The organism is Natrialba swarupiae, assembly GCF_008245225.1.
GTDB lineage: Archaea > Halobacteriota > Halobacteria > Halobacteriales > Natrialbaceae > Natrarchaeobius > Natrarchaeobius swarupiae.
Window position 1 is genome coordinate 1 of record NZ_VTAW01000004.1, and the last position, 24,801, is coordinate 24,801.

General features: G+C 64.1%; 20 protein-coding genes, 2 tRNA genes and 1 pseudogene. 5 read left to right on the top strand and 18 right to left on the bottom strand.

What is annotated here, in order from left to right; translation table 11 throughout:
* Window positions 1-340: pseudogene (locus FYC77_RS04710) on the bottom strand (IS4 family transposase); the annotation flags it as partial.
* A gap of 333 nt (window positions 341-673) precedes the next feature.
* Window positions 674-826: transfer RNA gene (locus FYC77_RS04715), tRNA-Met, on the bottom strand.
* 103 nt (window positions 827-929) lie between these two features.
* Between FYC77_RS04715 and FYC77_RS04720 the strand changes: the two genes are divergently transcribed.
* Window positions 930-2,039 (top strand): DUF7115 domain-containing protein, encoded by a 1,110-nt coding sequence (locus FYC77_RS04720; RefSeq protein ID WP_149080357.1) that lies wholly within the window; start codon window positions 930-932, stop codon window positions 2,037-2,039.
* Window positions 2,040-2,061: 22 nt separating this feature from the next.
* Here FYC77_RS04720 and FYC77_RS04725 read toward each other — a convergent pair whose 3' ends face one another.
* Window positions 2,062-2,457 (bottom strand): DUF5830 family protein, encoded by a 396-nt coding sequence (locus FYC77_RS04725; RefSeq protein ID WP_149080358.1) that lies wholly within the window; start codon window positions 2,455-2,457, stop codon window positions 2,062-2,064.
* 102 nt (window positions 2,458-2,559) lie between these two features.
* Here FYC77_RS04725 and FYC77_RS04730 point away from each other — a divergent pair, with 102 nt between their 5' ends.
* The gene (locus FYC77_RS04730) at window positions 2,560-3,291 is read left to right on the top strand and encodes a TVP38/TMEM64 family protein (protein ID WP_149080359.1); all 732 of its coding nucleotides are present in this window, start codon (window positions 2,560-2,562) and stop codon (window positions 3,289-3,291) included.
* A 182-nt stretch (window positions 3,292-3,473) separates the two neighbouring features.
* Here FYC77_RS04730 and FYC77_RS04735 read toward each other — a convergent pair whose 3' ends face one another.
* Window positions 3,474-3,656, bottom strand: coding sequence for an HVO_2523 family zinc finger protein (locus FYC77_RS04735; protein WP_149080360.1), 183 nt, complete (start codon window positions 3,654-3,656; stop codon window positions 3,474-3,476).
* 109 nt (window positions 3,657-3,765) lie between these two features.
* On the bottom strand, window positions 3,766-6,876 hold the full coding sequence (locus FYC77_RS04740; RefSeq protein WP_149080361.1) for an adenosylcobalamin-dependent ribonucleoside-diphosphate reductase: 3,111 nt from the start codon (window positions 6,874-6,876) through the stop codon (window positions 3,766-3,768).
* A gap of 476 nt (window positions 6,877-7,352) precedes the next feature.
* Here FYC77_RS04740 and FYC77_RS04745 point away from each other — a divergent pair, with 476 nt between their 5' ends.
* Window positions 7,353-7,538, top strand: a complete 186-nt coding sequence (locus FYC77_RS04745) for a hypothetical protein (protein WP_149080362.1) — start codon at window positions 7,353-7,355, stop codon at window positions 7,536-7,538.
* Between the two features lie 273 nt (window positions 7,539-7,811).
* Here FYC77_RS04745 and trpG read toward each other — a convergent pair whose 3' ends face one another.
* The 4 genes from trpG to trpD are packed head-to-tail and all read right to left on the bottom strand — an operon-like array spanning window position 7,812 to window position 11,840.
* The gene (gene trpG / locus FYC77_RS04750) at window positions 7,812-8,492 is read right to left on the bottom strand and encodes an anthranilate synthase component II (RefSeq protein WP_149080363.1); all 681 of its coding nucleotides are present in this window, start codon (window positions 8,490-8,492) and stop codon (window positions 7,812-7,814) included.
* Entirely contained in the window at window positions 8,489-10,171 is a 1,683-nt protein-coding gene (gene trpE / locus FYC77_RS04755; RefSeq protein WP_149080364.1) for an anthranilate synthase component I, read from the bottom strand. Before trpE ends, trpG begins: the two co-directional genes overlap by 4 nt.
* Window positions 10,168-10,827, bottom strand: a complete 660-nt coding sequence (locus FYC77_RS04760) for a phosphoribosylanthranilate isomerase (RefSeq protein WP_149080365.1) — start codon at window positions 10,825-10,827, stop codon at window positions 10,168-10,170. The genes trpE and FYC77_RS04760 overlap by 4 nt, the downstream gene beginning before the upstream one ends.
* Complete coding sequence (trpD, locus tag FYC77_RS04765) at window positions 10,824-11,840, bottom strand: anthranilate phosphoribosyltransferase (protein WP_149080366.1); 1,017 nt, start codon at window positions 11,838-11,840, stop codon at window positions 10,824-10,826. Before trpD ends, FYC77_RS04760 begins: the two co-directional genes overlap by 4 nt.
* Window positions 11,841-12,024: 184 nt before the next feature.
* Here trpD and FYC77_RS04770 point away from each other — a divergent pair.
* Window positions 12,025-12,099 (top strand) — tRNA-Val (locus FYC77_RS04770).
* A gap of 254 nt (window positions 12,100-12,353) precedes the next feature.
* On the opposite strand, the gene FYC77_RS04775 is transcribed toward FYC77_RS04770, so the two are convergent.
* Both FYC77_RS04775 and FYC77_RS04780 read right to left on the bottom strand, forming a co-directional pair.
* Window positions 12,354-12,926, bottom strand: a complete 573-nt coding sequence (locus FYC77_RS04775; protein WP_149080367.1) for a hypothetical protein — start codon at window positions 12,924-12,926, stop codon at window positions 12,354-12,356.
* Between the two features lie 156 nt (window positions 12,927-13,082).
* Window positions 13,083-14,027, bottom strand: coding sequence for an SDR family oxidoreductase (locus FYC77_RS04780; RefSeq protein WP_149080534.1), 945 nt, complete (start codon window positions 14,025-14,027; stop codon window positions 13,083-13,085).
* 532 nt (window positions 14,028-14,559) lie between these two features.
* Here FYC77_RS04780 and FYC77_RS04785 point away from each other — a divergent pair.
* On the top strand, window positions 14,560-15,366 hold the full coding sequence (locus FYC77_RS04785) for a hypothetical protein (RefSeq protein ID WP_149080368.1): 807 nt from the start codon (window positions 14,560-14,562) through the stop codon (window positions 15,364-15,366).
* A 33-nt stretch (window positions 15,367-15,399) separates the two neighbouring features.
* On the opposite strand, the gene FYC77_RS04790 is transcribed toward FYC77_RS04785, so the two are convergent.
* From FYC77_RS04790 to FYC77_RS04820, 7 genes are all read right to left on the bottom strand, one after another.
* Window positions 15,400-17,673, bottom strand: coding sequence for a DUF6517 family protein (locus FYC77_RS04790; RefSeq protein WP_149080369.1), 2,274 nt, complete (start codon window positions 17,671-17,673; stop codon window positions 15,400-15,402).
* Between the two features lie 395 nt (window positions 17,674-18,068).
* Window positions 18,069-18,920, bottom strand: coding sequence for an alpha/beta fold hydrolase (locus FYC77_RS04795; protein WP_149080370.1), 852 nt, complete (start codon window positions 18,918-18,920; stop codon window positions 18,069-18,071).
* 32 nt (window positions 18,921-18,952) lie between these two features.
* Window positions 18,953-20,122, bottom strand: coding sequence for a glycosyltransferase family 2 protein (locus tag FYC77_RS04800; protein WP_149080371.1), 1,170 nt, complete (start codon window positions 20,120-20,122; stop codon window positions 18,953-18,955).
* On the bottom strand, window positions 20,115-21,686 hold the full coding sequence (locus FYC77_RS04805) for a nucleotide sugar dehydrogenase (protein WP_149080372.1): 1,572 nt from the start codon (window positions 21,684-21,686) through the stop codon (window positions 20,115-20,117). Before FYC77_RS04805 ends, FYC77_RS04800 begins: the two co-directional genes overlap by 8 nt.
* Window positions 21,686-22,699 carry a Gfo/Idh/MocA family protein gene (locus FYC77_RS04810; protein WP_149080373.1) on the bottom strand — a complete coding sequence of 338 codons (1,014 nt, stop codon included), beginning with the start codon at window positions 22,697-22,699 and terminating at the stop codon, window positions 21,686-21,688. Before FYC77_RS04810 ends, FYC77_RS04805 begins: the two co-directional genes overlap by 1 nt.
* Window positions 22,696-23,832, bottom strand: a complete 1,137-nt coding sequence (locus FYC77_RS04815) for a DegT/DnrJ/EryC1/StrS family aminotransferase (RefSeq protein WP_149080374.1) — start codon at window positions 23,830-23,832, stop codon at window positions 22,696-22,698. Before FYC77_RS04815 ends, FYC77_RS04810 begins: the two co-directional genes overlap by 4 nt.
* Window positions 23,829-24,410, bottom strand: coding sequence for an acyltransferase (locus FYC77_RS04820; protein WP_149080375.1), 582 nt, complete (start codon window positions 24,408-24,410; stop codon window positions 23,829-23,831). Before FYC77_RS04820 ends, FYC77_RS04815 begins: the two co-directional genes overlap by 4 nt.
* Window positions 24,411-24,801: the final 391 nt, after the last annotated feature.

Here is a 24,801-nt window from a genome sequence, read left to right on the forward strand (position 1 = left end):
CATCAGCAATCATCACGTCCCTGAAGCGGTCGATATCGGCGTCAACAGTGTCAGGGACAGCGACCTCGTCGAGGCCATGCTCGACGAGGTCGCGGAAGTACTCTGCGAGAGATGGCGTCAACCGGTGATAGAAGCCACCGGGAGAGATCGTCTTGTCGGCTGTAGAGTTGTAACTGCGTCTGAAGCCAGCGAGTGTTCGGCTTTCGCCTGCGGCGAAGCCGAACACGAATGCCCAGACGAAGGCAGGCATCTGGAGCTTGCGGTCGCGTTCGACCACGCCGAGTTCCTCGGCGTGCTCTTCGAGGAACTCAGAGGGAAACAATGTAGTGAGCCGACGCATAATCCGAGATGAGGAGGCTTCGTTGTGCACACTCGTCGCCTCCTCATTCCTCTCAAAAAGATGCCTCGATAAGTCGCCGCTGTCACGTGGTTTCTCGCTTAGCTAAAGACGGATACAGCAATGCGTATGAGTCACGTCGTCGTCACCTACTACGTCCGTGACTCCATCGGAACATGCCCTGGGAGGGCTCCGAGCCGCCGGAAGAGCAAGCTCTTCCGTGCCCTCGATCGTTCGCTATGCTCACTCTCGAGGACCTACGGGTTCGTCGCCCGTTCGGGCACTGGCTTTCAGACTCGTCACTCACTCCGTTCGTGACGTCGTATAGAAAGCCAGTGCCCGGGGAGGGCTCCGAACCCTCGATCTCCGCATGTCCCAGGTCCGAGGCTCGGCAGAGTCCTCGAGGGACACGGAGGCTTCCAAGGCGAAACCGCACCGAATCTCTGAACCCTATGAGTGCGGCGCTATGTCCAGCTAAGCCACCCGGGCTCGTTCTCCCGTAGTGCGGTCCGTTTCTTTAAGCTTCTCATTCGACGCGGCCGTGTAACGGGGACCCACGGATTTATCACATGCCCTTACGAACTACCGCGACATGAGCGTTCCCGGAATCGTCCAGTCTACTCTCGACGACGAGGAGATCGCAGCGGAAGTTTCTCTCGGCGGCGAGGATACACTTTTCATTACTCCAACACGTACGCTCGTCTATCGCGCTGAAGGACTGCTGAGCGACGAATCGGTCGACGATTTTCCACACGACGCGGATCGCCTGACGCTGTCCGAAGGGCGACGAAAAACCACGTTCAGTCTCGAGTACCCACTCGAGGGGAGTCGCGAATTTTCCGTTCCGGCGAGCAAGACCGACTCGGCACTTCATCCCGTTCTCGCGGGCGTACTAAACGGAAACGGGATCACAGAACCTGGCGAAACGGTCGTCCAGACGTACCGGTTTAGCGAACTGACGATCATCATCACGAGCGATCGACTCGTCAAACACATCGGCGGTGCTGTCTGGGACGAAGATTACGAGGAGTATCAGTTCGACGATGTAAGCAACCTCTCGTTCGAGGACGGGAGCGTGGCTACACAGATCGTCCTCGTCGTCGACGGTCGCCCCCAGCGGATCAAAGCGCCCAACGAGGAGGCGAACGATCTTCGGGAACGGCTCAAACGGGCGCTGTTCGACTACCACGACGTCTCCTCGCTCGAGGAACTAAACGAACGAGTCGGTGATGAAGCGGACGGGACCGAGCGAGGGGATGCCTCGATGGACTTCGGTGATGGCGTCGACCCACTCGATGCGAACCCACCCGAGCCCGACGACCGCGATATCGAGCCAGCGGAGGAACCGCCGGCGGAGACGGCCGATCTGAACGCCGATACTCACACGGGCCACCACCGTGACGACGGGAGTCGAGCCGAGTCTGAACCCGCACGAACCCGTGAGGAGCCTGCGTCCGGCGACGCCGGCAGCCACCAACGAACGGCGACCGTCGAGACCGGAAACGTCTTCGAAGATTCCGCCGGCTCCGGCGAGAGTGGGGCCCAGCAGACGATCGAACGCCCCGCGACCGACGGGCCCGACCCGGAGGTCCTCGAGCGTCTCGAGAACCTCGAGGCGGCGATCGACCGCCAGAACGAACTCATCGAGGCCCAACAGGAAACGATCGACCAACTGATCTCCGAACTCCGCCGTGGCCGGTAGCCGCTCGCTCGCCGTCCGACTCTCACTCACGTCCCGTTACTTTCCGGATACACGACGACCCGAACGGGCCGAGTTCGCCCGCCTCGAGGTCGATGAAGTGCCCTGTCGACAGACTCGAGCCACAGCGTCGGCAGGTAAACTCCCCCTCTTTCGTAACAACGTCTTGCCCGAACCGGACGTACTGACGGCTCTTCGGCCGGATTATCCCGTCCTCGCGGTCGATGATCCCGCGGAGTTCCGCCTCGTCGAGGATCGTTCGGGTAACTGCGGGATCCGTGGTGACCGTCTCGATCCGGTCGACGACATCGGGAAGTGGAAGCGATTCGTGTTCGAGTCGCTCCAGAAGCGCCAATCCGAGGACCACCCGATCGTCGAGATGATCGCGGTCGTCACCGGTGTCGCTTCCGTCTCCAGCCATCGATAGGTGGTGTCGGGCCGGAGCGGTTAAACGTTGTGTCGACGCCCGACGCGGGCGACGCGAGACACAAAAGCTTCGGTACTCGAGGCGAAACTCCGGCCGATGTCGATTCCGTCGGCGTCGACGCGTGCGGTTGTCGGAGCGGTCGCAGTGAGTGCGATCGTTGCAGCGGGCCTACTCGTGTCGCCCGCGGCGGCGCTCTCTTCTCTCGAGTCGGTCGCGGCGAACCCGCTTTTGTTCGGCCTCGTCGTTGCGGGGCTCTATCTCGTCCGACCGCTGTTTGCCTGGCCGACGACGCCTCTCGCGGTCGTCGTCGGCTACGGTTACGGCATTGTACTCGGCGTTCCGATCGCACTGGCTGGTGTCGTCGTGACGGTGGCCCCCGTCTTCGTCGCGGCGTGTTGGGTCGCCCCCGACGGAGAGTGTGAACCCGACCGCGAGACGCCGATGGGGCCTGCCCGATGGGGGTCGCTCGAGCGGGTTGGCGAGACGATCACGCAGTACTACCGGACGGCCGGTCCGATACGCGGCGTCGTCGCCTCCCGGCTGGCACCGATTCCGTCGGACGTTTCGACGTGTGCGGCGGCAGCAAGCGGCGTTCGAATGCGCCACCTTCTCGTCGGGACGGTGATCGGCGAACTGCCGTGGACGGTTGCCGCAGTCATCGTCGGCGCGTCGGCCGCGACGGTCACGATGGATGGACTCGGCGAACTCGGAGTCGCCCTCACGATCGCCTGTGGCCTCGCCGCTGCCCTCCTCCTTGTAGGCCCGGCGTACCGCGCGATCCGGTCACGGACCGATTCGCGGCCGTCAACGCCGTCGACCGACGGGTGACGACGCCGATCGAACTCCTCGTACGGTCTGGGTTGACTGATACGGATTGCCGTCCCTGTGTCTCGCCGCTCCAGGAGAACGGGTCCCGGACGCGGCGGTACTGACGGACAGCAACCCGTATGATTGCCGGTCGATCGTACAACGGCGGGCGATCGATCGGTACCGACTCGTAGCGACCCGTCTCACAGAAACGGATCGCTACAGTCGATGACGACTCCGTGTTGGGGGCAGACGTACTTGCAGTGGCGCTTGTACATCGACATTTCACAAGACGGGCAGGTTGGACCTGACGATCGATCAGTGGAACCGCTGCGCTCGGGTTCGCTCGAGCCGGCGTCGGTTTCGTCGGTCCGATCGGATCCCATACGATCCGATTGCCGTCGGCGCATGCTAAGTGTTGGTGGTCGACCGAGATGCCCGGCAACGCGATCGGATCAGAACGAGAGACGGAAACAGAACGGTACGTTCAGCCGATCAACACTCCGACCAGCCACAGGACTCGCAGGTCTTACAGCCCTCCGAGAAGTAAAGCGACATCGAACCGCACTCGGGACACTCGGGGGATTCGCCGGCATCGATGAGATCCTGCGTCGTGTCGTCGTCGCTCGAGGCGGTTGCTGCACCGCCGTCGGTTTTGTGATCGTCGCGTCCGTCGGCGTCTGCGGACTCCTCTAAGGTCTGTTGGGTCGGGTACGGCTTGTCGATATCGTCGGCGAGATACCGGCGCATTGCAGTACCGATAGCGTCCGGGATGGACTGGATCTGCTCGCCTTTGTCCCAGGCGACTTTCGGGCTGCGGGTGCCACAGAGTTCGTCGACGATCTCCTCCGGATCGACGCCCGAGCGCAGCGAGGTCGAGATGACCTTCGCCAACGCCTCGGTAAAGGAGTTCGTGAAGCCCCCGGAGTGGCCGATGTTCGCGAACAGTTCGAACGGTTGGCCGGTCTCGGGGTCCTCGTTGATCGTCACGTAGACCTTGCCGTAGCCGGTGTCGATGCGCTGACTGACACCCTGCAGGGCGTCGGGTCGCTCGCGCTTCTCTGTGAAGTCAACCTGGACGGGTTTCTCCCGGCTGCCGTCCCCGCCGACGACCGGCTCGAAATCCTCCGAGAGGACGTCTCGTACCTCCTCGCTCTCGAGGAACTGCTCTAAGCCGCCGAAGATCTCGTCGATCTGTTCGACCAGCGCCTGTGCGGCCTCGGTCTCGTCGGCGAAGTCGGCGTTGTCGGCACGGGTCGTCAGCACCTGCTTCGAGCGGGTGCCGTCGCGGTAGTAGGTGACGCCCTTGCCGCCGTGTTCGTAGATGTACTCGAAGACGTCCTTGGCGTCCGTGAGCGTGGAGTCGTTTGGCGCGTTGACGGTCTTCGAGATCGCGGAGTCGACGCCTTCCTGACAGGCGACCTGAATGCCGGCGTGTTCTTTCGCCGAGAGGTCGCCGGTCGTGACGAACAGTTCACCGATGGCGTCTGGGACCGTCGAAAGTCCTTCGACGCCGTTGAACTGGTTGGTCGCCATCTGCTCCTGGGCCTCCTCTTTGACGGCGTCGACGTCGATGTCGTTGTCCTCTAAGACGCGCAGGAAGTAGTCGTCGAACTCGACTAACATCTCGTCGCCCTGGACGTCGTCGGAGACGTTCTTGTAGTAGGCGACGTTGTAGATCGGTTCGCAGCCGCCAGTGGTGTTGCCGACCATGCTCGTCGTGCCCGTGGGAGCGATGGTCGTCGTGTTGTGGTTCCGGATGGGGAATCCGTCCGCCCACTCGTCGGCGTCCAGTCCCGTCTGGTGTTCGAACCACTCGCGGTACTCCGTCGGGTTCGCGTACTTGGACTTGTCCCACTCATCGAAGCTGCCTCGCTCTTCGGCGAGTTCGTGAGAGGTCCATTTCGAGGTGTGGTTGATGTGGGTCATCAGCTGGCGCGCGACCTCGTTGGAGGCCTCGCTGCCATACTCCATGCCGAGTTGGATGTACAGCTGTGCCAGGCCCATGATGCCCAGGCCGATCTTGCGCATCTCTCGGACCTTCTGTTCGATCTTCTCGACCGGGAAGTCCGACATGGTGACGACGTTCTCGAGGAATCGCGTCCCCATCTCGATGCGGTGGTCGAACTCCTCGAAGTCGACGGCCTCCCCGAGGAAGGCATCAACCGCGTCCTCGAGGTCGTCGTACTCCTCGCCGTGCTCGTCGTACCAGACGCGCCAGTCGGGCGCCTCGAGATCCGCGAGCGTCGAGAGGTTGATGTGGCCGAGGTTACAGGCCTCGTACTCCTCCAACGGCTGTTCTCCGCATGGATTTGTCGCTAATATTCTATGTTCAGGATGCTTATCTATATCGAACGAGTGCTGTTTATTGACCCGCTCGAGGTAGATCACGCCGGGTTCGCCGTTCTCGTGGGCGCCCTCGACGATGTCGTCCCAGAGTTCTTTTGCGGGGATCGACAGTTCCTCGCCGACCTCGACGTAGTCGCCGAGGCCGAACATGTCGTAGAGTTCCTTGGTCTCCTCGGTGGCGATGTGTGGCTCTTCCGTGCGCGGGTTCGTGAAGGTAAACTCCTCGCCCGCTTTGAGAGCTTCCATGAAGTCGTCGGTGATGCCGACGGAGATGTTGAAGTTCGAGAGGTGGCCTTCGACGGCGTTGCGCAGGTGTTTCGGGACTCGGCCTTCGTCGTCGATGAGCTCGCGGGCCTCTTCCAGGGCGTCCTGGAAGGAGGTGTGGGTGTAGTCGTCGGGGTCGTTCAGGCGCAGGGTCTCGGCCAGCGAGACGTCCTTGTTCTTGGCGTGGATAAACTGGATGACGTCCGGGTGGGAGACACGCATGACGCCCATCTGTGCGCCCCGTCGGGCGCCGCCCTGGGCGATCGTCTCGCACATCTGGTCGTACGTGCGCATGAACGTGATCGGGCCGGAGGCGATGCCGCCGGTGCTCCCGACCGCGTCGCCGTAGGGCCGCAGGCGCCAGAAGGCATAGCCCATGCCGCCGCCGCTCTGGAAGACCTGTGCGGCCTCCTTTGCGGTCTGGTGGATATCGTCGATGTCGTCGTCGGGAGAGTCGACGAAACACGCCGAGAGCTGCTGGAGTTCGTCGCCCGCGTTCATCAGGGTCGGCGAGTTCGGCATGAAATCGAGGTTTGCCATCATGCGCTGGAACTCGTCGCCAACCGACTCGACGTGGTCGCGGATCTCGTCGGGGAGTTCCGGGACGACGGTGTCGTAGGCGAACTTGTTGACGTTGTAGATAGAAAGCGTCGCCTCAGCGTCGTCGTCCGCGGTGGTGCCCGCGCCGAAGACTTCCTCGGCGAGTTCGTCTTGGCGCGGGTGGTCGGGCTTGAGCTGATCCGGCGTGACCGTGATCTCGACATCGTGCTTGCGCGCTTCGAAGACGGCTTCGGCGAGCGCGATGTTCTTGCCGACGCGGTCGAAGAGGTCCTCCTGGTCTTCGATAAGGTCGCCGTTGGCGTCCTTGCGAAGGTATCGTGCAGGGAGGATATTGTGATAGGCGTTGCCGGTCAGTCGCTCCTCTAGGGTCTCCCCTTCGGTTCGCTTGATCGGGAGCGTCAACTCCTCCGCGGAGAGGTCGCTTCCGCTCATGCGCGCCCCACCTCAGTGAGACCCCGCCGCCGTACACCGATTCTGACGTGTGCTCGAGTCCTGACTCTCATCATTCGTGACGAAGGTTCGGTATCCGTGAGTGGTCATAAAACATGGTGTTCTACACTGCTGGACTTGTAATAGTACAATAGAGATTGTATCCAGAGATGGCTCTATCAAGTAGTAGCTGTATCTAATAGGTCCGTTACCTTAAATCCGTCCTTACTATTTCCGCGACAATCACCTATGAATTTATCGACCGCTGGAAGCCATCTATCTGGTAGTGATAAAGACTGTTGATCTATTTTTCTGTCGATCAATTCTTAGGGGATTTTGCAACGATGGCGAAAAATTTTGATATGTGACAATGATATTCGATCTTCGCTCTACTACGCTAGTACTCCCACAAATCGATCAACATCCGATTCAGTCACGGTTTCCAGAAAGATTACGTCCCTTCGCTACGGGGACGAAGTATGATCGAAGCACTGACGTCCGGGACGGCAATCCTCCTCGTCCTGGCAGTACTCGCCGCCATCGCGGTCGCCATCATCGCGATTCGGATCGCGATCAAACTGGCGATTCGCGTCGGAATCGTCGCCGTAGTCGTCCTCGCGGCGCTGTACGCGACTGGAACGCTCGAGTTGCTCCCTCTCGGCTGACCCGGCCACGACCCCGCTCTCGTCCGTCCGAGTCGGCGATCGGTGAGGCTGCTCGAAACGGATTGCTGTCCTTGTGTCCCGGCGCGCCCGGAGAACGGTCCCGGGCGCGGCGGTACTGGCGGACAGTAAACCGTACGAGTCACCCCTTGAACAATTCGCCGTCTTCTACCGGTGCATTCCATAGCGGCGGCGTACGTCGTCCGAGACTGGTCAGTACTGATCAAGTGTAACAGTACGTGGTGTTCGATCACTGGGCCGTCCGGTGTTGGCGACTTACGCGTCCTCGAGCGACTCGAGGAAGTTCTCGATCACGTCGTGGCCAACCGCTGTCAGCACGCTCTCCGGGTGGAACTGAACCGCCTCGAGGGGGTACTCGCGGTGTCGGACGCCCATGACGAGCGTCTCGCCATCGGTCTGTGGCTCCGCCGCGGAGTCGGCACAATCGGGTTCCGTGCCGTGTTCTGCCGTGGCGACTACCTCGAGACAGTCCGGCACCTCGGTGGCGACCAGGGAGTGGTAGCGTCCGGCGCGAAAGCCTTGTTCTATCCCCTGAAACACGCCATTTCCGTCGTGCTCGACGGCCGACGCCTTCCCGTGGACCGGTTCCGGGGCGCGACCGATCGAGCCGCCGTAGGCGTAGACGGCTGCCTCGAGGCCGAGACAGACGCCGAGGGTCGGCACGTCGGGGCTGAGCTCCCGGACGACGTCCATCGTGACGCCGACGTCGCGGTCGTTCTTCGGATGGCCCGGACCCGGACTGACGATGATCGCGTCGGGATCGACCGCGTACACGTCCTCGAGTGTAGCGGTGTTCTTCAGGACCTCGGTGTCGGTGCCGGGCTGCTGGCTGACGTACTCGACCAGATTGTACGTAAACGAGTCGTAGTTGTCGACGAACAGGATCGTCCGCTCGTCGACCGCCTCGGGACCGCCCTCGTTCCCTTGCACGCTCATCGACTCACCTCCGGCGTCTCGAGATCGTTCCCTGTCGATTCCGACTCGTCGGCTGGTACTTCGATCCGCTCGAGCGCCGCGAGCACGCCACCCATCTTCTTTTCGGTCTCCTCGTACTCGGCTCTGGGATCGCTATCGGCGACGAGTCCCGCGCCGGCGCGGACGGTGATACGGTCGCGATCTCCGTCGTCTTCGACGGTCGCCGTCCGGATCACGATCGCGAAGTCGGCGTCTCCGGTCCAGGAGTAGTAGCCGACGCCGCCGCCGTAGAGTCCGCGAGGTTCGGATTCGAGGTCGTCGATGATCTCCATCGCCCGAACCTTCGGCGCGCCTGAAAGCGTTCCCGCGGGAAACGACGCTCGCGTCGCATCGAAGGCGTCCGCATCGGCGGCGAGTTTGCCGGTCACGGTCGACTCGATGTGCTGGACGTGGCTGTACTTGAGGACGTTCATGAATTCTTCGACGCGAACCGTCCCCGCCTCCGCCACGCGGCGGACGTCGTTTCGCGCGAGGTCGACCAGCATCGTGTGTTCGGCGCGTTCTTTCCCGTCGGCGAGCATCTCGCCCGCGAGACGACGATCCTCGACCGGACTCGAGCCGCGATCGCAGGTGCCCGCGATCGGGTTCGACATGACCTCGCGTCCGCGCACGGAGATCAGCGTCTCCGGGCTCGCTCCGACGACGGTGAGATCGTCGTGGTCGAGCAGATACATGTATGGCGAGGGGTTTACCTCGCGCATCGCCTCGTAGAATCCGATCGGATCGACGTCACCGGAAAGTTCCCGTCGCCGGGAGATCACTCCCTGGTAGATGTCGCCGTCGAGGACGTGCTCTTTCGCCCGGCGGACGTTCTCCTCGTAGTCGCCGGCGGGACCGGCGATTTCGCTCTCTCGGACGAACCCGTTGGTCTCCGGCGGTTCGGCATCTCGAAGCGTCTCCACGACCGTCTCGAGTTCCGCGAGCAGGCGATCGTACGTCGCGTCGGGGTCGTCGTCCGCCGTGAGGGCCGGCGTACAGACGAGCGACACCGTTCCGTCGCGCTCGTCGAACGCGAGCGTCTTGGTCGTCAGGACGAACTGTGCGTCCGGAAACCGAGATTCAGGCCGTTCCAGGCCGACCTCCTCGAGCCAGAGGTCGTAGACGGCGTCGTAGGAGAGGAAGCCGACCAGCCCTCCCTCGAGGTGTTGTCGATCGTGGTCGGGGAAGTTCACCAGCCGAACGTCCGGCATCGCTCCCCGAAGCGCGTCGACTGCGTCACCGTCGACGTCGGTATCGATCAGGTCCAGTGGAGTATCGGAAGCGAGCGCCTCGACCGTGGTCTCTCCCGGTCCGACGGTCACGACGGCGTCCGGGTCGTAGCCGACGTAGGAGTAGCGTGCGTGGCGCTTGGCACCCACCGCGGTCGGACGAAACGCGCCGTCGGGGTCACTCGAGGCGGTCTTTTCTGCGCTCTCGAGGAGGAAGGCGTACGGCGTTCGGTCGCCGTCGGTCGTCTCGGTGCGTCCGGTGAGCGCCGCGTACGCGGTGAGAGGCGACGTCTCGAGGTCGAGCGTCGCGGCGACTCGGACGACCGTCGGCCGATCGTCGCGATCGCCAGCGAGTACGTGGAACGTCTCCCGGTCGACGTCGAACGTCGCCGTCGACGTCGCATCGGACCGATTCGAGTCGGTGTCGGTCATGGTTGTGGACTTGCCTCCGTCCCGTAGCTGTGTTTCGCGTGTTCGACGAACGACCGGACGGCGTCGCCGTCTTTGACTCCGCCTTCGACTTCGACGCCGCTGGCGACGTCGACGGCGAACGGATCGACGGCGTCGACGGCCGCGTCGACGTTCTCGGGCGTGAGCCCGCCGGCGAGGATTACGGGTGACTCGAGATTCGCGGCCACCGATCTCGTCCGCCCCCAGTCGTGGGTGCGACCGGTTCCGCCTCCGCCGTCTTCGGCCGGCGTGTCGACCAGGAAGGCGTCGACGGTTCCGTCGTACCGCCTCGCGTTCGACGCCTCGTCGGCGTCGACGGCGAGGACGAGACTGCGGCCGGTTCGCTCGCGGATGTCGGCGAGTTCGTCGACCCCGAACTCGCCGTGGAGTTGGAGGACGTCCGGTTCGACCGCGTCGGCGACGTGTACCGTTCGATCGACGGTGTCGGGCATCGTCACCAGAACGCTCGTTGCGAACGGGGGGACGGCATCGGCCAATTCGGCCGCGCGATCGACCGATACCTCCCGGGGCGTTTCGACCGGAACGTCGACGATGATACCTACGGCGTCTACACCGGCCCCGACGACCAATTCGAGGTCGCTCTCGGTCGTCAGCCCGCAGATCTTCACACGGGTCATTGGCCCTCGATTTCCGGTGTCTCTCCTCGTAGCTTCTCGAGGTTCGCCGCGGCGTCGCCGGATTCGATCGCCGTGCGTGCGGCTTCGGCGCCGTCCTCGAGCGACGTGGCTTCGCCCGCGAGGTAGATCGCTGCGCCTGCGTTCGCGAGGATGACGTCTCGCTTCGCACCGGTGACCTCGCCCTCGACGATCCCGCGGAGATCCTCGGCGTTGGCCTCGGGCGAACTGCCCGCGATCGCCGAGATGTCGTGGCGCTCGAGCCCGAGATCGCTCGGCTCGAGCGAGTATTGCTCGACACTCTCGCCGTCGACCTCGGCGGCCACCGTCTCGTCGTGGATCGCGATTTCGTCGGTTCCCGAGCCGTGGACGACCAGGGCACGATCGACATCCATCCGTGCGAGCGCGTCCGCGAGAACGGGGACGAGTTCCGGATCGTAGACGCCGACGAGTTGGGCGTCGGCACCGGCAGGGTTGGTAAGCGGGCCGAGGACGTTGAAGATCGTCCGCATGCCGAGTTCCCTGCGGGGGCCGATGACGGCTTTCATCGCGGGGTGAAACACCGGCGCGAGCATGAATCCGATACCTGTCCGTTCGATCGCACGCTCGACGGCCGCCGGTTCCGCCTCGACGTTCACGCCGACTGTCTCTAGAACATCCGCGCTCCCGGAGGACGACGAGACCGAGTAGTTGCCGTGTTTCGCGACCGGAACGCCGGCACCCGCGGCGACGATCGCGCTGGTCGTCGAGACGTTGATCGTATCGTAGTCGTCGCCGCCCGTGCCACAGGTGTCGACCAGTGGACTTCGGCCCGGGGAGATCGTTCGGGCCGCCTCGCGCATCCCTTCCGCGAAGCCGGCGATTTCGGCTTCGGTTTCTCCCTTCGCGCGCAATCCGGCGAGTAGCGCGCCGATCTGGGCCTCCGTCGACTCCTCGAAGACGGCCGACGACGCGGCTCGAGCCTCCGACTGTGTGAGATCTGTGCCGTCGGTCACCCGGCGAACGTACTCCTTCATTGTGAACACCAATGTACGTAGTTGTCCTACAATGATCGAATCAGTACATCAATTTAAACGTATCGGAGCGAGTGGGCCGTGGTGAACGCTCGCGTACGGATCCCGATTCGAAACCTTCAATTATGGTGGCGGGCAACGAACAGTTGCAGATGACGTGGCGCAGACGCCACGGCACGAACCAGGCGGGTTGGTGGTCTAGTCTGGTTATGACACCTCCTTGACATGGAGGAGGCCGGCAGTTCAAATCTGCCCCAACCCATTTTTAGCGATACAACGGCGAGGAGCGTAGCGACGAGCCCGTGTCGCCAAAATGGTCGGCAGTTTGAACCAGGGAGCAGCTTCGCTGTGACCGTGGTTCAAATTCGTCCCCCTTCGTACCGCAGCCCCTCGAGAGATATCCTTACGAGGTCGCGTGCGGGTTCCCCTCGAGCGATCATACGGTTACCGACACCTGGGACCGGGCTACTGACCGAGATCAAACGCGTAACACGCCCGAGGCGACTGGATGGCCGCTCACTCGCGTTCGACGGATCGGGCTCGAGCGGATGTCGGGTCGTCGCGATCGGTGATTTCGACCGATTCGGTCCGCGTCTCGCTTTCGACACGCTCTCCGAGGAACTCCTCGATTGCACACTCGAGACAGTAGTGGTTGTAGCCAACGTCGGTCGTGTAGACGGGAACGCCGGCGAGCGCGAACTCCTCGCGGTACCGCCTGACGAGACCCTCCTCGATCCGACAGCCACAGGAGACACACCGTTCGGGACACTCCTCGTTCGCGCGGACGACCCGCTGATCGACACTGTGGACTCGCCCGAACGTCGTCGGCGCGTGACGACGGTTCAGCCGACGACGCATCCGCGGATTGACGAACGCACCGAGGGCGACGAAGACGAAAGCGACGATAAGCATCATCGCCGCGAATACGGCCGACGCGCCCGAGAGGGCAAGTCCGCCGAGTATCAGATTCAGAACGGCACTACCGGCGAGCAGGAGCCCGAATCCGATCGAGAGCCAGCCCGCGATGCCGTAGAGTACTGCGGAAACGTCGTCGGCGAGTTCGACGACGCCCGGTGTCGACTCCGACATGTGCGAAGATATCCCCGTCGAGAACAAATACTTTCCCACACTGACGTGACCGTGGACCCGAGCTGTTCCGGAATCGGACCAGTTCGGCGTCGAACGCGCCCGTTCGATCAGCCAGCGAACTCGTAACGACGATTCCGAGGAACTCACCTGAACGAGTCAACTCAGCTTGCGGAGCAACGCGTATCCGGCATCGCGCAGGCTGTCCGGGAGATATCGGGCGTAGACGCCGAACTGGCCGAGCGGGCCGACGGGGTATCGCGCCGGCGGTTCGGGGTGGGTGCCGGCCTCGAGGATCGCTGCTGCGACGTCCTTCGGCTGGGAGGCGAACGGACCGCCGCTTCCCCCGCCGATTAGCTGCATATCGTCGTACAGTTCGTACAGCGACTCGTAGGCCGGCGTCCGGCCGGCCTCGGGGAGTTCGTCGTCGACCCGGTCCGAGAAGTTCGTTTCCACCGGACCCGGCTCGATCACGACGACGTCGATGCCGAACTCCTCGACTTCCGCCCGCAGCGAGTCGCTCATCGCCTCGAGTGCGTGTTTCGACCCCGAGTATGCGCCCGATCCCGGAAACGAAACGCGTCCGGTGACACTCGAGACGTTGACGATCCGCCCCTCACCCTGGGCGCGCATGTGCGGAAGCGCCGCCCGAGTGAGTCGGTGGGGGCCGTAGACGTTGACGTCGAACTGGCGATGGAGGTCGGCCATCGGGACGTCCTCGATCGGCCCCATCTGGGCGTAGCCGGCGTTGTTGACGAGACAGTCGATCGCGCCGCCGATTTCGACGGTCCGTTCGACGACGTCGAGCACCTGATCATGATCGGTGACGTCCAGTTCGAGTGTCGTACACCCTGCCTCATCGAGCTCCTCGATGTCCGCGACGTTCCGGGCGGTCGCGATCACTTGCCACTCCTCCGCGAGGAAGGCACGGGCGCTCGCCCGGCCGATGCCCGAGGAACAGCCGGTGATCAACACGCAGTCCTTTCGAACGTACCGATCGTCCGAGGGAGGGGTACGCGCAGTGGAGTAGCCGGACGCTCCGTCACGCTCGTCGGAGCTTTCGGCCGATTCGTCTTCGGTCCGGTCGGATTCAGCATCGCGCACATCGGAGTCGACGTCACTCGAGGCGGGTCCGGTACCGTCCCCCGCGGACTCGTCGTCGGAGGGGGGATCCGGCTCGGTGTCCGGTTCCGATTCCGACTCCTCGGATCGATCGTCAGGTTCCGGCGGTTCGGAGCGGTCGTGGTCGCTCTCAGTTTCGCGCTCCGGCTCGTCGCCGACCGAATCCTCGGCCCCGTCGACCCGCTCGTCGGCTCCGTCGGCGTCGTCAGCGCTGGTCATACCTGATCCGTTCGTGAGACGACACCTAAGTATCGACGGTTTGTCGCGCTGAACGGACGGTGGTATCCTCGTCGCATCGAACGGTCTGTCTCTCACTCGCGCGTTCTATTCCTGTAGTTGGTGGCGTGAGACCGGAGCAAGAGTGAACCGACTCGAGCGGACGACGATCGTTGCCGGTCGGAGATGGTCCGAGCAGTTTCGATTTCACTTCGTCTGATCGGCCCACGTCGTTTCCCCATCGCGAGGTGGATCCGGGAGGGAAACCGATTCGTGCAATGAGATCGAGGGACACAATATGACAGTCGTTCGTTCGCTTCGAAATCCGGAGTATACCGGCGAAAATCGATGCGGCCCCTGCACTATCGTGAACGTACTGATCGCCCTCGGTGTGAGCGCGCTGATCGGGACGGTGCTGGCCTGGACGTGGACGGCCGCCGTGGGCGTTCTCGCGGGTGCGTTGGTTCTCGGTCTCTCGTCGTGTCTCATCTGGCTTCGGGGCTATCTCGTACCGGGAACGCCGACGCTGACAAAACGATATCTGCCGCGGCGAATGCTGTCGTGGTTCGGCAAGGACCCGCTCGAGAACGTCGCGGTGCCCGACGAAATCGATCCCGAGGCGACGTTGCTCGAGGCGGGCGTTCTCGAACCCTGTGCGGAGGTCGACGACCTCTGTCTGACCGCGGCGTTCGACCGGGAGTGGCGGACGGAACTCGAGGCAGTCGAGGAGGAGCCGGACCCGGCGGCGTTGCTCGATCAACTGGGGATCGAGTCCGACGACGTCGAGGTCGAGCGCTACGACGACGCGGTCGCCGTCAAACGCGACGGACGACGAATCGGCCAGTGGCCCTCGGCGACGGCCCTCCGGTTGGATACTGCCGCGTCCGGTCCGATCGCCGATCGGGTCCCCTACTGGCGTAAGCTCCAGCCAACCTCCCGTAGCGAACTCGTCGCTGGCGTCCGGATCTTTCTCGAGGAGTGTCCGGACGGCGGACCGGTCGAGTTTGCCACGGAGACCCGCGAGTCCTGTTGCTCGAGCTACGAGGTCGTCTCCGTCGTCTGTGCCGAAAGCGGCGATCGACTGCTCGAGCAGCCGGTCCAGTGATTCGGTCCAGCAACTCGGACCGTTGGAGTCCGCTTACTCGCGTTCGATTGTTCCGAATAGTTCGAGGCTTGTCTCGATACCGGCCTCGAGGTCACCCTCGGTCACGTAGCCGTCGTCGCCGACGAACACTCGGCCGACCTGGTCGACTTCTGTGGTCGAACTAACGGCCGCAAAGACGACGTCGTCGCCGGTTTCGAGTCGGCCGACGTGAACGATCGCGAATTCGGGGTCCTCGCGGGAGCCGGTTAGACCGACGAACGTCTCGACGGGAGTATCCTCGCCGAGAAGCCGCCCAGTCTCCGAGTTCACGTGCTCGGGACCCTCGACCCAGCCGTCTTCGACGCCGTCGAGGCCGAGTCGACCGACGAACGATCGCGTCTCCTCATCGGTGAGCAGTTCCGCTGACGACGAGTCTGCGACCGGATTGAGCGTCTGGCCCATCACCTCCGCCTTCGGGGTCGACAGCGCGCCGACACCGGTGGGATCCCACAACGGCCACTGCGAAGCGGTGTCCGACTCGACTTCTTCCCAACTCCCCTCGGGCAGGAAGAAGCCACCCTGTTCGAGCAGTTCTAGCCGCCCGTTATCGATGTCGTGGAGTTCCTCGAGCCCACCGGTGCCCTCAACGAACGCCGCGTCGCTCGTAATGAATTCGGCCCAGTCGCTCCAGCCTTGGGGGTACCAATCGCTCCAGCCAGCCGGATACCAGTCGCTCCAGTCGGCCGGGTACCAGTCGCTCCAACCAGATGGAACGTACCTGTTACCCGGGATCATTACCACTCCCTGTTCGAGTAGTTCTGGCTGTGGGTCTTCCCAATCCTGTGGGGGCATCAACCCACTGTTCTCGAGGAGTCGGCCGACCTGTTCCTCGGAGACGCCGCGTTCGAGCGCCACCTTTAGCGCCTCCAACGAAACGGCCTCGAAGTCCTGGTCGATGATTCCCTCCGTGGGGAGGTCCGTCGCCGACGCGAAGGGTTGGACATCGTCGTGGACGGCGTGGTGAAGTTCACCGAGATCCAACTCGTCCCAACTATCACCCGGGAAAAAGACGTCTGTCGCTGTTGGAGTGAGCTCCGAGGCCGGATACTCACCGGTCTCCAGCGTTCCGTCGTCACCGAGCAACGCATCGCCGGGGAGCATCAGCCGGCCGACGTCGAGCACCTCGTCGATGGCGTCGTCGGGGTTCGTTCCCGCCAACTCTTCGCCCGGGATCGTCACCAGTATTTCCTCACCCCCGACGTTCCGCGTCGTCCAAATTGCCCCTCCTACCTGGTCGTCTCCAGCTTCCTCGTAGGAGCCAGCCGGAATCAGAACGCCACCAGCTTCCAGAAGGTCGAGCCGACCGACCTCGATCTCGTGATGGTCCTCGAGCCTACCGGTGCCCTCGACAAACGCTGCATCTTCGTCAAACGTGTCGCGGGGAAACCAGGTGTCGCCGGGGAACCAGGAGTCACCAGGGAACCAGGTGTCGCCGGGGAACCAGGTGTCGCCGGGGAACCAGGTGTCGCCAGGGAACCAGGAGTCGCCGGGGATCATTACCACACTCTGTTCGAGGAGTTCCGGATCTTCGTCAACGGCAAGCCCAGGTTCTGGATACATGACGACGCCGTTTCCGACGAGTCTCCCGACCTGTTCCTCGGAGACCCCGCGTTCGAGCGCGTCCCCAAGGGCTTCGAGCGGGACGGCCTCGAGGTCCTCGTTCAGTAACCCTCGCTTGGGTAGGAGCATCCCTTCGTGGGGCGGCATAACGTCGTCCTCGATGGCGGAGCGAAGTTCGCCGAGGTCGCCTTCATCGTAGCCCCCATCGACTTCGGAGAACAAGACGACTCCCGCATGTTCCCCTTCCTCCTGAAAACCCAAACCAAAACCTCCTGGAATCAATTCGGGGTCGAACTCACCGTCTTCGACCAACAGGTCGCCGGGGACCATCAACCGGCCGACGTCGAGTGCCTCGTCGATGGCGTCGTCGGGATTCGTTCCCGCCAACTCCTCGCCCGGGATCGTCACCAACACTTCCTCGGCCGCGACGTCCCGCGTCGTCCGGAGTTGGGCCTCACCTCCGGCCTCTCCCGTCGTCTCGTATCCGACGACGTGGCTCGTCATCTCCGCGCGGACGTCTTCGCCGCCGACTGTCCGCTCTTCCTCGACGACGATCTCGTCGTCCTCGACCCCCTCTAAGCCGAACCGCTCGAGGCCGTCCGGCGGAACGGCCACCGGGTCGGCCTCGAACGTATGTTCGGTCAACTCCGTCAGTTCGGAACAGCCAGCGAATCCGGCGAGACCCGTTCCCGCAAGTCCCGCAAGCATACGGCGACGGTTCACTCTCGGAACCATGTTCTGTCGCTGGCCGCGTTCTGCCCCACTGCTCTCGATCGGTTCGTCACAGCTCCTCCGGTTTCCCGACATGAAATAAAATCATCATTAGGGAGTAATAAGATCAAGGTGAGCTACAGGTAATCGTGGGGATTACCCAGGAGTAGGGCTTCTATCGCCGGCTGACGTCAAACACGGGGATATCGTCGATCGAACACGGGAGTTCGACCCGAACCAGTTCGTTAGCACCCGACACGTCCAGATGATTCGATGTGTTCTGCGTCGGACGTCGCTCACTCGAGGTCCGAGGAGAGCAGATCGTTACCCCTGGAACCTGGCCAGGGCGCCGTTGTGGTGGTTCTCTCGTGGGACGGAATCTGTGTCGCCGATCACGCCCTGGTCGGCTCCGGTTCGGTCGGAAGATCGAGGTCCGCGAGGAACGTCTCACTCTCGTCGTTGAACGCCGCAGGTTGGTCCTGATTGACGAGGTGACCGGCGTCGTCGACGACGATCCGACGGCCGTGGTCGACCATCGTCGCGATCCGTTGGCCCTGGCGCGCGACGACCGGCGCTTCCCGGTCGCCGTGGATCACGAGCGTCGGGGTTTTCACACCCGTCAGATTCGGTGGGTCGTACCGGTAGAGTGCATCGAAGACCTTCCGAAACTCCGCGGGTGAGACGTCTCCGACGGCCTCGAGGGCCTCGGATCGAACCGTCGGATCGACGGTCAGCCAGCGGTCGCCGGTCATCGCCCGAATCGAGCCGAGCATCGACCGAAAGGTCGCGGTCGGCCCCATCATCGAGAGCGTCGCGGTGAGCGCCGGCGTCGGCGAGACGACCAATTTCATCGACGGCGGAACGGCCATCGAGGGCATCGATCTGAGCGCACCGGCGAGGATCGCCCCTGTGGCGCGATCGGGGTGACGGGCGAGATACTCCTGGACGACCATCGAACCAAGCGAGAGCCCACAGAAGATCGGGCGCTCGAGGTCGAGTTCGGCACACACCGCCTCGAGATCGTCGGCGAACAGTTCGACCGAGTACCGCTTGGGATCGGTCGAACCCGTGTGGCCGTGGCCGCGGACGTCGACCGTGACGATCCGGTACTCGTCGGCGAAGTGTTCGACCTGTGATCGCCAGGTCCGGCCGTTTAGCCACCCGCCGTGAACGAAGACGAGGGGATGGCCCTCGCCCGTCGTGTCGTACCAGATCGTGCCGTCCTCGAGCGCGAGTTCTGCCATCGTCGGTCGTCGTCGCCGAACCCATAAAACGGTTAGTCCATCGACTGGGACGACTGGAGCGGCGACTCGGTGTCCGCCGCTGCGTCCGTTTCGTCGACGCAGCTGTCTCCGACGACGTCGTCGGTCGTCTCCTCGAGGGCGTCCTCGTCCACGCCGTCTTCGCCGTCGCCTGGGTCGGCGGCCGCTGGTCCGCCACGCCGATCGTAGCGTGTCACCTCGAGGGGGGCGCTCTCCTCGGCGTCCATCGAGATGGCGATACCGAGGGAGACGAGCCCGATCAGGAAGGCGACGAACGAGACGAGCGCACCGGTGAAGCCGTCGGATCCGCGGAGGGACCGGCCGAGCGAGCCGACCACACCGAGTACCCCAACTGCGAGCCCCGAGGATCCCGCGCCGTAGAAGACGACGGCCGGGTGAAACCCCTCGAGGACGTACCGGCGTTTGAGCCGCCAGAGGAAACTCCGGAGCAACAAAAGCGAAACGTAACGGACGAACGGCACGTATCGGATACTGCTCTCCTCGTTGCCGTAGACCGCCGACATCGAGACGTCGGCGACACGACACCCCTCGAGATTGAGGTGGGTGAGGATGTGGTTGAGAAAGCCGTACTGGTCGGTGATCGACTCGAGGTCGAGTCGTTCGATCGTCTCCCGCGAGATAGCGGTGTAGCCGTTCTGGGGGTCACCGACGGTCCAATAGCCCGAGGCAAACTTCGAGAGACCGGTCAGCATCGCGTTGCCGACGAACCGGAACGTCGACATCCCCTCGCGGTCCTCCCGGCTGAGCAGTCGGTTCCCCTTCGCGTAGTCGGCTTCTCCCGTGGCGACGGGGTCGACGATCCGGTCGAGAATGTCGGGATCCATCTGGCCGTCGCCGTTCATCACGGCGACGACGTCCATCCCGTCGGCCGCGGCGCGCTCGTATCCCGTCTTGACCGCCGCGCCGTATCCGCGGTTTTCCTCGTGGCGGATCGGTACGACTCGCCGAGCGTCGCCGCCGTCGGTGACCGCGCGTTCGGGTTCGACGGTCTCGTTGATCTGTGCGGCCACGCGCTGGATGACCGCCCAACTACCGTCCGGAGAGGCGTCGTCGACGGCGTAGACCCGGTCGACGAAGTCGGGGACGGTCTCGATGACGCGGCCGACGAACGCCTCCTCGTCGTAGGCCGTGACGACCACCGCGACCGACTTGCCCTTATACATCGTCACCCCCGTCCGTGCGTCGCGGATCGGTTCCGTCCGTGCGGCGCAGATCGGTTGCGGATTCCTCGAGACGGGATTCGGCGGACGTCGCCCCCGCCGTGACGGGGGCGTCCTCTCGAGCGAGCGCGTCGACCGCTGTTCCGGCCACGCTCTCGCGGTCGCCCGCAGGCGGCCGACCGTTTCGCGAGCCGGCGAGGGTGTAGCTCCGGTGGTCCGTCCCGGCGAGATCCAGTTCGTCCCGCGTGTCCACGACGACGCTCGGCTCCAGGTCACCCCACGAGATGTGGTCGAACTCCTCGTGGGCCGTCACAAGTACTGCGGCGTCGAACGCGGGGGTTTCACCCGCTCGGTCACCGGTCAACAATTCGAGTTCGACCCTGCCAACGCCGTACGCGTCGGGATCGACCAGCGGGTCGACGGCGGCGACGTCCGCGCCGCGCTCCTCGAGTTCCGCGACCACGTCGAGTGCGGGCGACGCCCTAGTTTCTTCGACGCCGGCGCGGTAGGTGAGGCCGAGGACGAGGACGGACGCCTCCGCGAGCGCGGTCCCGTCGGCCTCGAGTTCCGCCGCGAGCCTGTCGACGACGGCCCCCGCCATCCCGTCGTTTACGTCTCGAGCGGTCTCCGTCAGCGCAAGCGGGGTCTCGAGCCAGGAGAGCAGGAAGTACGGGTAGTAGGGGATGCAGTGGCCGCCGACGCCGGGACCGGGGTCGTGGAGCTGACACATCGGCAGGTCGTTCGCGGTGGCGAACGCCTCGCGAACCGAGATGCCGAGTTCGTCCGCGAGGGTGCCGAGTTCGTTCGCGAGCGCGATGTTGACGTCTCGGTAGACCCCCTCGAACACCTTCACCGCCTCGGCGGTCGTCGCGTCCGATACCTGTCGGACGTCGTTCGTCGACAGTTCGTCGTAGACGACGGTGGCGGCTCGAGTGCTCTCGCCGTCGACGCCGCCGACGACCTTTGGGTACTGCCCCCGGATGTCCCGCACGGCCGTTCCGGAGGAGGTCCGCTCCGGGCAGAACGCCACCCCGAACTCGTCGAGTTCGAGGCCGCTTTCGGCCGCCAGGTGGGGTCGAAGGACGTCTCGGCAGGTTCCCGGCGGCAGGGTCGATTCGGCGATGACCAGATCGCCGGGGGCCAACCCGGCCGCGATATCGTCGGCGACCGCTTCGACCGTCGCGAGATCCGGTTTGCGGTCGTCAGTCAGGAGCGTTGGAACGATGATGACGTGGATCCGTGCGCGCTCTGCGGCCGTCGGGCCGTCGGTCGTCGCCTCGAGCCGGCCGCTTTCGACCTGTTCGGTGACGAGCTCCTCGAGCCCCGGCTCCCCGACGACGTGGCTCCGCCCCGCGTTGACGGTCTCGACGACGGTAGGATCGACGTCGACGCCGGTCACGTTCCCCGTCGTCTCGGCGTAGACTGCCGCGAGCGGGAGTCCCATCTTTCCGAGACCGTAGACGGCGACCGGAGTTTGGCCGTTCGTCAGGTGTTCCCGCTGTAGGGGATCGGAGTGTGTCGAGTCGTACAACGCGACGGAGTCGGCGTTCGGATCGCCACTGCACATCAGATCTCCACCTCCCGTTCGCGTTCCCGTCGTCTCGGCGGTTCCTCCCCCGAGACGAGCGCGTCGATCCGTTGGACGGTCTCGAGCGCCGCGATGCCGTCTTCGGCCGTAACGACCGGTTCGGATCCGGAGCGGACGGTTTCGACGAACGACTCGAGTTCGTGGCGAAGCGGTTCGCCGTTGTCGACCCGCGGTCGCTCGACGACGCTCTCGTGTCGATACCGGCGCTGGCCGTCGTCGATCAGGTACTCCGGGTAGGAGTCGCGGTGGATCAAGACGGACTGCTCGAGGTAGTCGACCTCGACGAGACACTCGCGGGCGGTGACGGTGAGCTTTCTCACCTTCTTCTGGGTGACGCGACTCGCCGTCACGGTCGCGACGACGTCGCCGTAGCCCATCGTCGCGGTGGCGTATCGGCTGTCCTCGGTGCCCATGGCCGAAATCGATTCGGGGTCGTCCTCGAGCAACGAGGCGACGATGTCGACGTCGTGGACCATCAGATCGAAGACGACGTTCCCCGGCGCCGACCGATCGATCGGCGGGCCGAGTCGCTCCGCCTCGATCGAGATCACGTCGAGATCGTCGATCAGATCGCCGACGGTCTGGACTGCCGGATTGAATCGTTCGATGTGGCCGACCTGGAGGACGACCCCGGCGTTCTGGGCGAGTTTGGCCATCGTCCGGCCTTGCTCGATCGTCTCAGCGATCGGCTTCTCGACCAGCACGTGAACGCCCGCCTCGAGACACCGCGAGACCGTCTCGTAGTGGGCGTGAGTCGGCACCGCGACCGTCACCGCATCACAACGGTCGAGAAGCGAGTCGATATCGAGACACTCCGTCCCGTACTCGGCGGCGACCTGTCTCGCCACGTCGACGTCGTGGTCGGTGACGCCGACCAGGTCGACGCTTCGGAGTTCGCTGTAGACGCGTGCGTGATTCTCCCCCATTGCTCCGACACCGACGACGCCCACCTGCACCGGTCTGGGCGACGTCCTCGTTGGTTCCGTGTTCATTGGTTGTGGAAATAGTCGCAGATTTCTTCGACGACGACACGTCGGTCGCGCTCGCTGAGGGCGGGATGGACGGGCACGGAGAGAACCGTCTCGGCCGCCCGTTGCGCGCGCGGAAGTTCGGCCGCGGCGGTGCTGACCGTCTCGTAGGCCGACTGTCGGTGGATCGGCGTCTCGTAGTAGATCGCCGCATCGACGTTTCTGGCCGCGAGTCCGTCGGCGAGTGCGTCCCGGTCGTCCGTTCGAATCGTATACTGGTGGTAGACGTGTCTGTACCCGTCGGGCTCCGTCGGCGTCTCGAGCGGGAGATCGGCCAGCCGGTCGTCGTAGTACGCCGCGTTCTCCCGCCGGCGCTCGTTGAACTCGGGCAACCGCTCGAGTTGGCTCCGACCGATCGCGGCGGCGAGTGCCGTCATTCGGTAGTTGTGCCCGAGTCGGACGTGGTCGTAGTCGCCCGTTCCGTTCTCGGCTCGGCCGTGGTTGACGTAGCTCGCGACCCGCTCGGCGACGTCCTCGCGGTCGGTGGTGACGATGCCGCCCTCGCCGGTCGTCATGTTCTTCGTCGGGTAAAACGAGAAGCAGGCGGCGTCGCCGAAGCCGCCGACCCGGTCGCCACGCACCGCCGCGCCGTGGGCCTGGCAGGCGTCCTCGAGAACGAAGAGATCGTGCTCGTCGGCGAGTTCACACAGCGCCGAGACGTCGGCGGCCAGTCCGTAGAGGTGGACCGGCAGGAGACCGACGACGTCGTCGCGTTCGGCGAGGACCCGCTCGACGTCCGCGGGATCGAGCGTGTACGTCTCGAGATCGATGTCGGCGAACACCGGCGTGGCGCCGGCGAGTCGGATGGCGTTTGCGCTCGCGACGAACGAGAACGGCGTCGTGATCACCGCGTCACCGTCCTCGACGTCTAGGGCCTCGAGTGCGGCGTGGAGTGCCGTCGTCCCGTTCGACGTCGCGACGGCGTGGTCGGTTCGGCAGTAGGCTCCAAATTCCGATTCGAACGCCCGCACTTCGGGGCCGTCGGCGAGCGCTCCCTCCTCGAGTGCCGACTCGATCCGATCGATCACGTCGGTGTCGATCGAAGGATCCGCGATCCGAACCGAATCGTCGAGGTCGGGGTCGGTCGTTTCGCTCATGCGATCTGGTTCGGCCCCTCGAGTGGGGCTGGTAAGGGCTGCGTTTCGGCGGGCGACCCGACGGCGAGCGTGTTCGGCGGGACGTCGGACGTGACGACCGCGCCGGCCGCGACGAACGCGTTCTCCCCGACGGCGACGCCCGGTAACAGCGTCGCGTTCGCTCCGACCGAAGCGCCGTCGCGGATCGTTGGCCCCTCGAGCGCCGCGTCGCTTCGAACCGGATACTCGTCGTTCGTGAGAACGGCACCGGGCCCGACGAAGACGTTGTCACCGATCGTCGTCTGGGTCGGCACGTAGACGTTCGTCTGGAGGCTCACGTGCGAACCGATCGTCGTCTGTCCGTCGATCACCGTCTTGGTGCCGACGAGCACGTCGTCGCCGATTCGGGTTTCCTCGCGAACGAGGACGTCGTGACCCGTCGAGAAGTCGTCGCCGATCGTCACGTCGCCGTAGACGATCGACCCGGATCGAATCGTCGCGTTGCGCCCGAGCCGGGTCGGCTCGGCGAACTCGCCGTAGCCGACGGTCACGTCGTCGTCGATCGTACAGTCCGCTCCCTGGACGAGTTCGCCCGTCACGGTTCACCTCCGTCAGTTCTCGAGCGTCTCGAGGGAGATCTCGTACGCACTCGAACTCGTGGTCGTCGTCGGTGTTGCTGTGTCATCGGTAGCTCGATACCCGGGTGGGAATCGTCCTGATACAGCCGGTAACGAGGTTTTGTTATCCCTGGCTTGACGGGTCCGTAGCCACGAACTACAGTCTCGGTGATGACCGTGACCGGAGGGGAAGCGGCCACCTGCATGCACTGAACTGTCGGTTTCGATGACTGTTGTGGTTCGAAGGTGACCGGATCGCGAGAACCGACCGGAACGTAGTGTACACACCGACGACAACGTTCGGGGCGAGCGAACTGCGGGAAAAACGCGACACTGAACGGTGGACGGAGTCGACCTCGTACCGAACGGCGGG

Excerpts from the sequence above, each read along its gene's own strand:
- FYC77_RS04720 (WP_149080357.1), top strand. The coding sequence starts at position 930 with ATGAGCGTTCCCGGAATCGTCCAGTCTACTCTCGACGACGAGGAGATC.
- FYC77_RS04725 (WP_149080358.1), bottom strand. The coding sequence starts at position 2,457 with ATGGCTGGAGACGGAAGCGACACCGGTGACGACCGCGATCATCTCGAC.
- FYC77_RS04730 (WP_149080359.1), top strand. The coding sequence starts at position 2,560 with ATGTCGATTCCGTCGGCGTCGACGCGTGCGGTTGTCGGAGCGGTCGCA.
- FYC77_RS04735 (WP_149080360.1), bottom strand. The coding sequence starts at position 3,656 with ATGGGATCCGATCGGACCGACGAAACCGACGCCGGCTCGAGCGAACCC.
- FYC77_RS04740 (WP_149080361.1), bottom strand. The coding sequence starts at position 6,876 with ATGAGCGGAAGCGACCTCTCCGCGGAGGAGTTGACGCTCCCGATCAAG.
- FYC77_RS04745 (WP_149080362.1), top strand. The coding sequence starts at position 7,353 with ATGATCGAAGCACTGACGTCCGGGACGGCAATCCTCCTCGTCCTGGCA.
- trpG (WP_149080363.1), bottom strand. The coding sequence starts at position 8,492 with ATGAGCGTGCAAGGGAACGAGGGCGGTCCCGAGGCGGTCGACGAGCGG.
- trpE (WP_149080364.1), bottom strand. The coding sequence starts at position 10,171 with ATGACCGACACCGACTCGAATCGGTCCGATGCGACGTCGACGGCGACG.
- FYC77_RS04760 (WP_149080365.1), bottom strand. The coding sequence starts at position 10,827 with ATGACCCGTGTGAAGATCTGCGGGCTGACGACCGAGAGCGACCTCGAA.
- trpD (WP_149080366.1), bottom strand. The coding sequence starts at position 11,840 with ATGAAGGAGTACGTTCGCCGGGTGACCGACGGCACAGATCTCACACAG.
- FYC77_RS04775 (WP_149080367.1), bottom strand. The coding sequence starts at position 12,926 with ATGTCGGAGTCGACACCGGGCGTCGTCGAACTCGCCGACGACGTTTCC.
- FYC77_RS04785 (WP_149080368.1), top strand. The coding sequence starts at position 14,560 with ATGACAGTCGTTCGTTCGCTTCGAAATCCGGAGTATACCGGCGAAAAT.
- FYC77_RS04790 (WP_149080369.1), bottom strand. The coding sequence starts at position 17,673 with ATGCTTGCGGGACTTGCGGGAACGGGTCTCGCCGGATTCGCTGGCTGT.
- FYC77_RS04795 (WP_149080370.1), bottom strand. The coding sequence starts at position 18,920 with ATGGCAGAACTCGCGCTCGAGGACGGCACGATCTGGTACGACACGACG.
- FYC77_RS04800 (WP_149080371.1), bottom strand. The coding sequence starts at position 20,122 with ATGTATAAGGGCAAGTCGGTCGCGGTGGTCGTCACGGCCTACGACGAG.
- FYC77_RS04805 (WP_149080372.1), bottom strand. The coding sequence starts at position 21,686 with ATGTGCAGTGGCGATCCGAACGCCGACTCCGTCGCGTTGTACGACTCG.
- FYC77_RS04810 (WP_149080373.1), bottom strand. The coding sequence starts at position 22,699 with ATGAACACGGAACCAACGAGGACGTCGCCCAGACCGGTGCAGGTGGGC.
- FYC77_RS04815 (WP_149080374.1), bottom strand. The coding sequence starts at position 23,832 with ATGAGCGAAACGACCGACCCCGACCTCGACGATTCGGTTCGGATCGCG.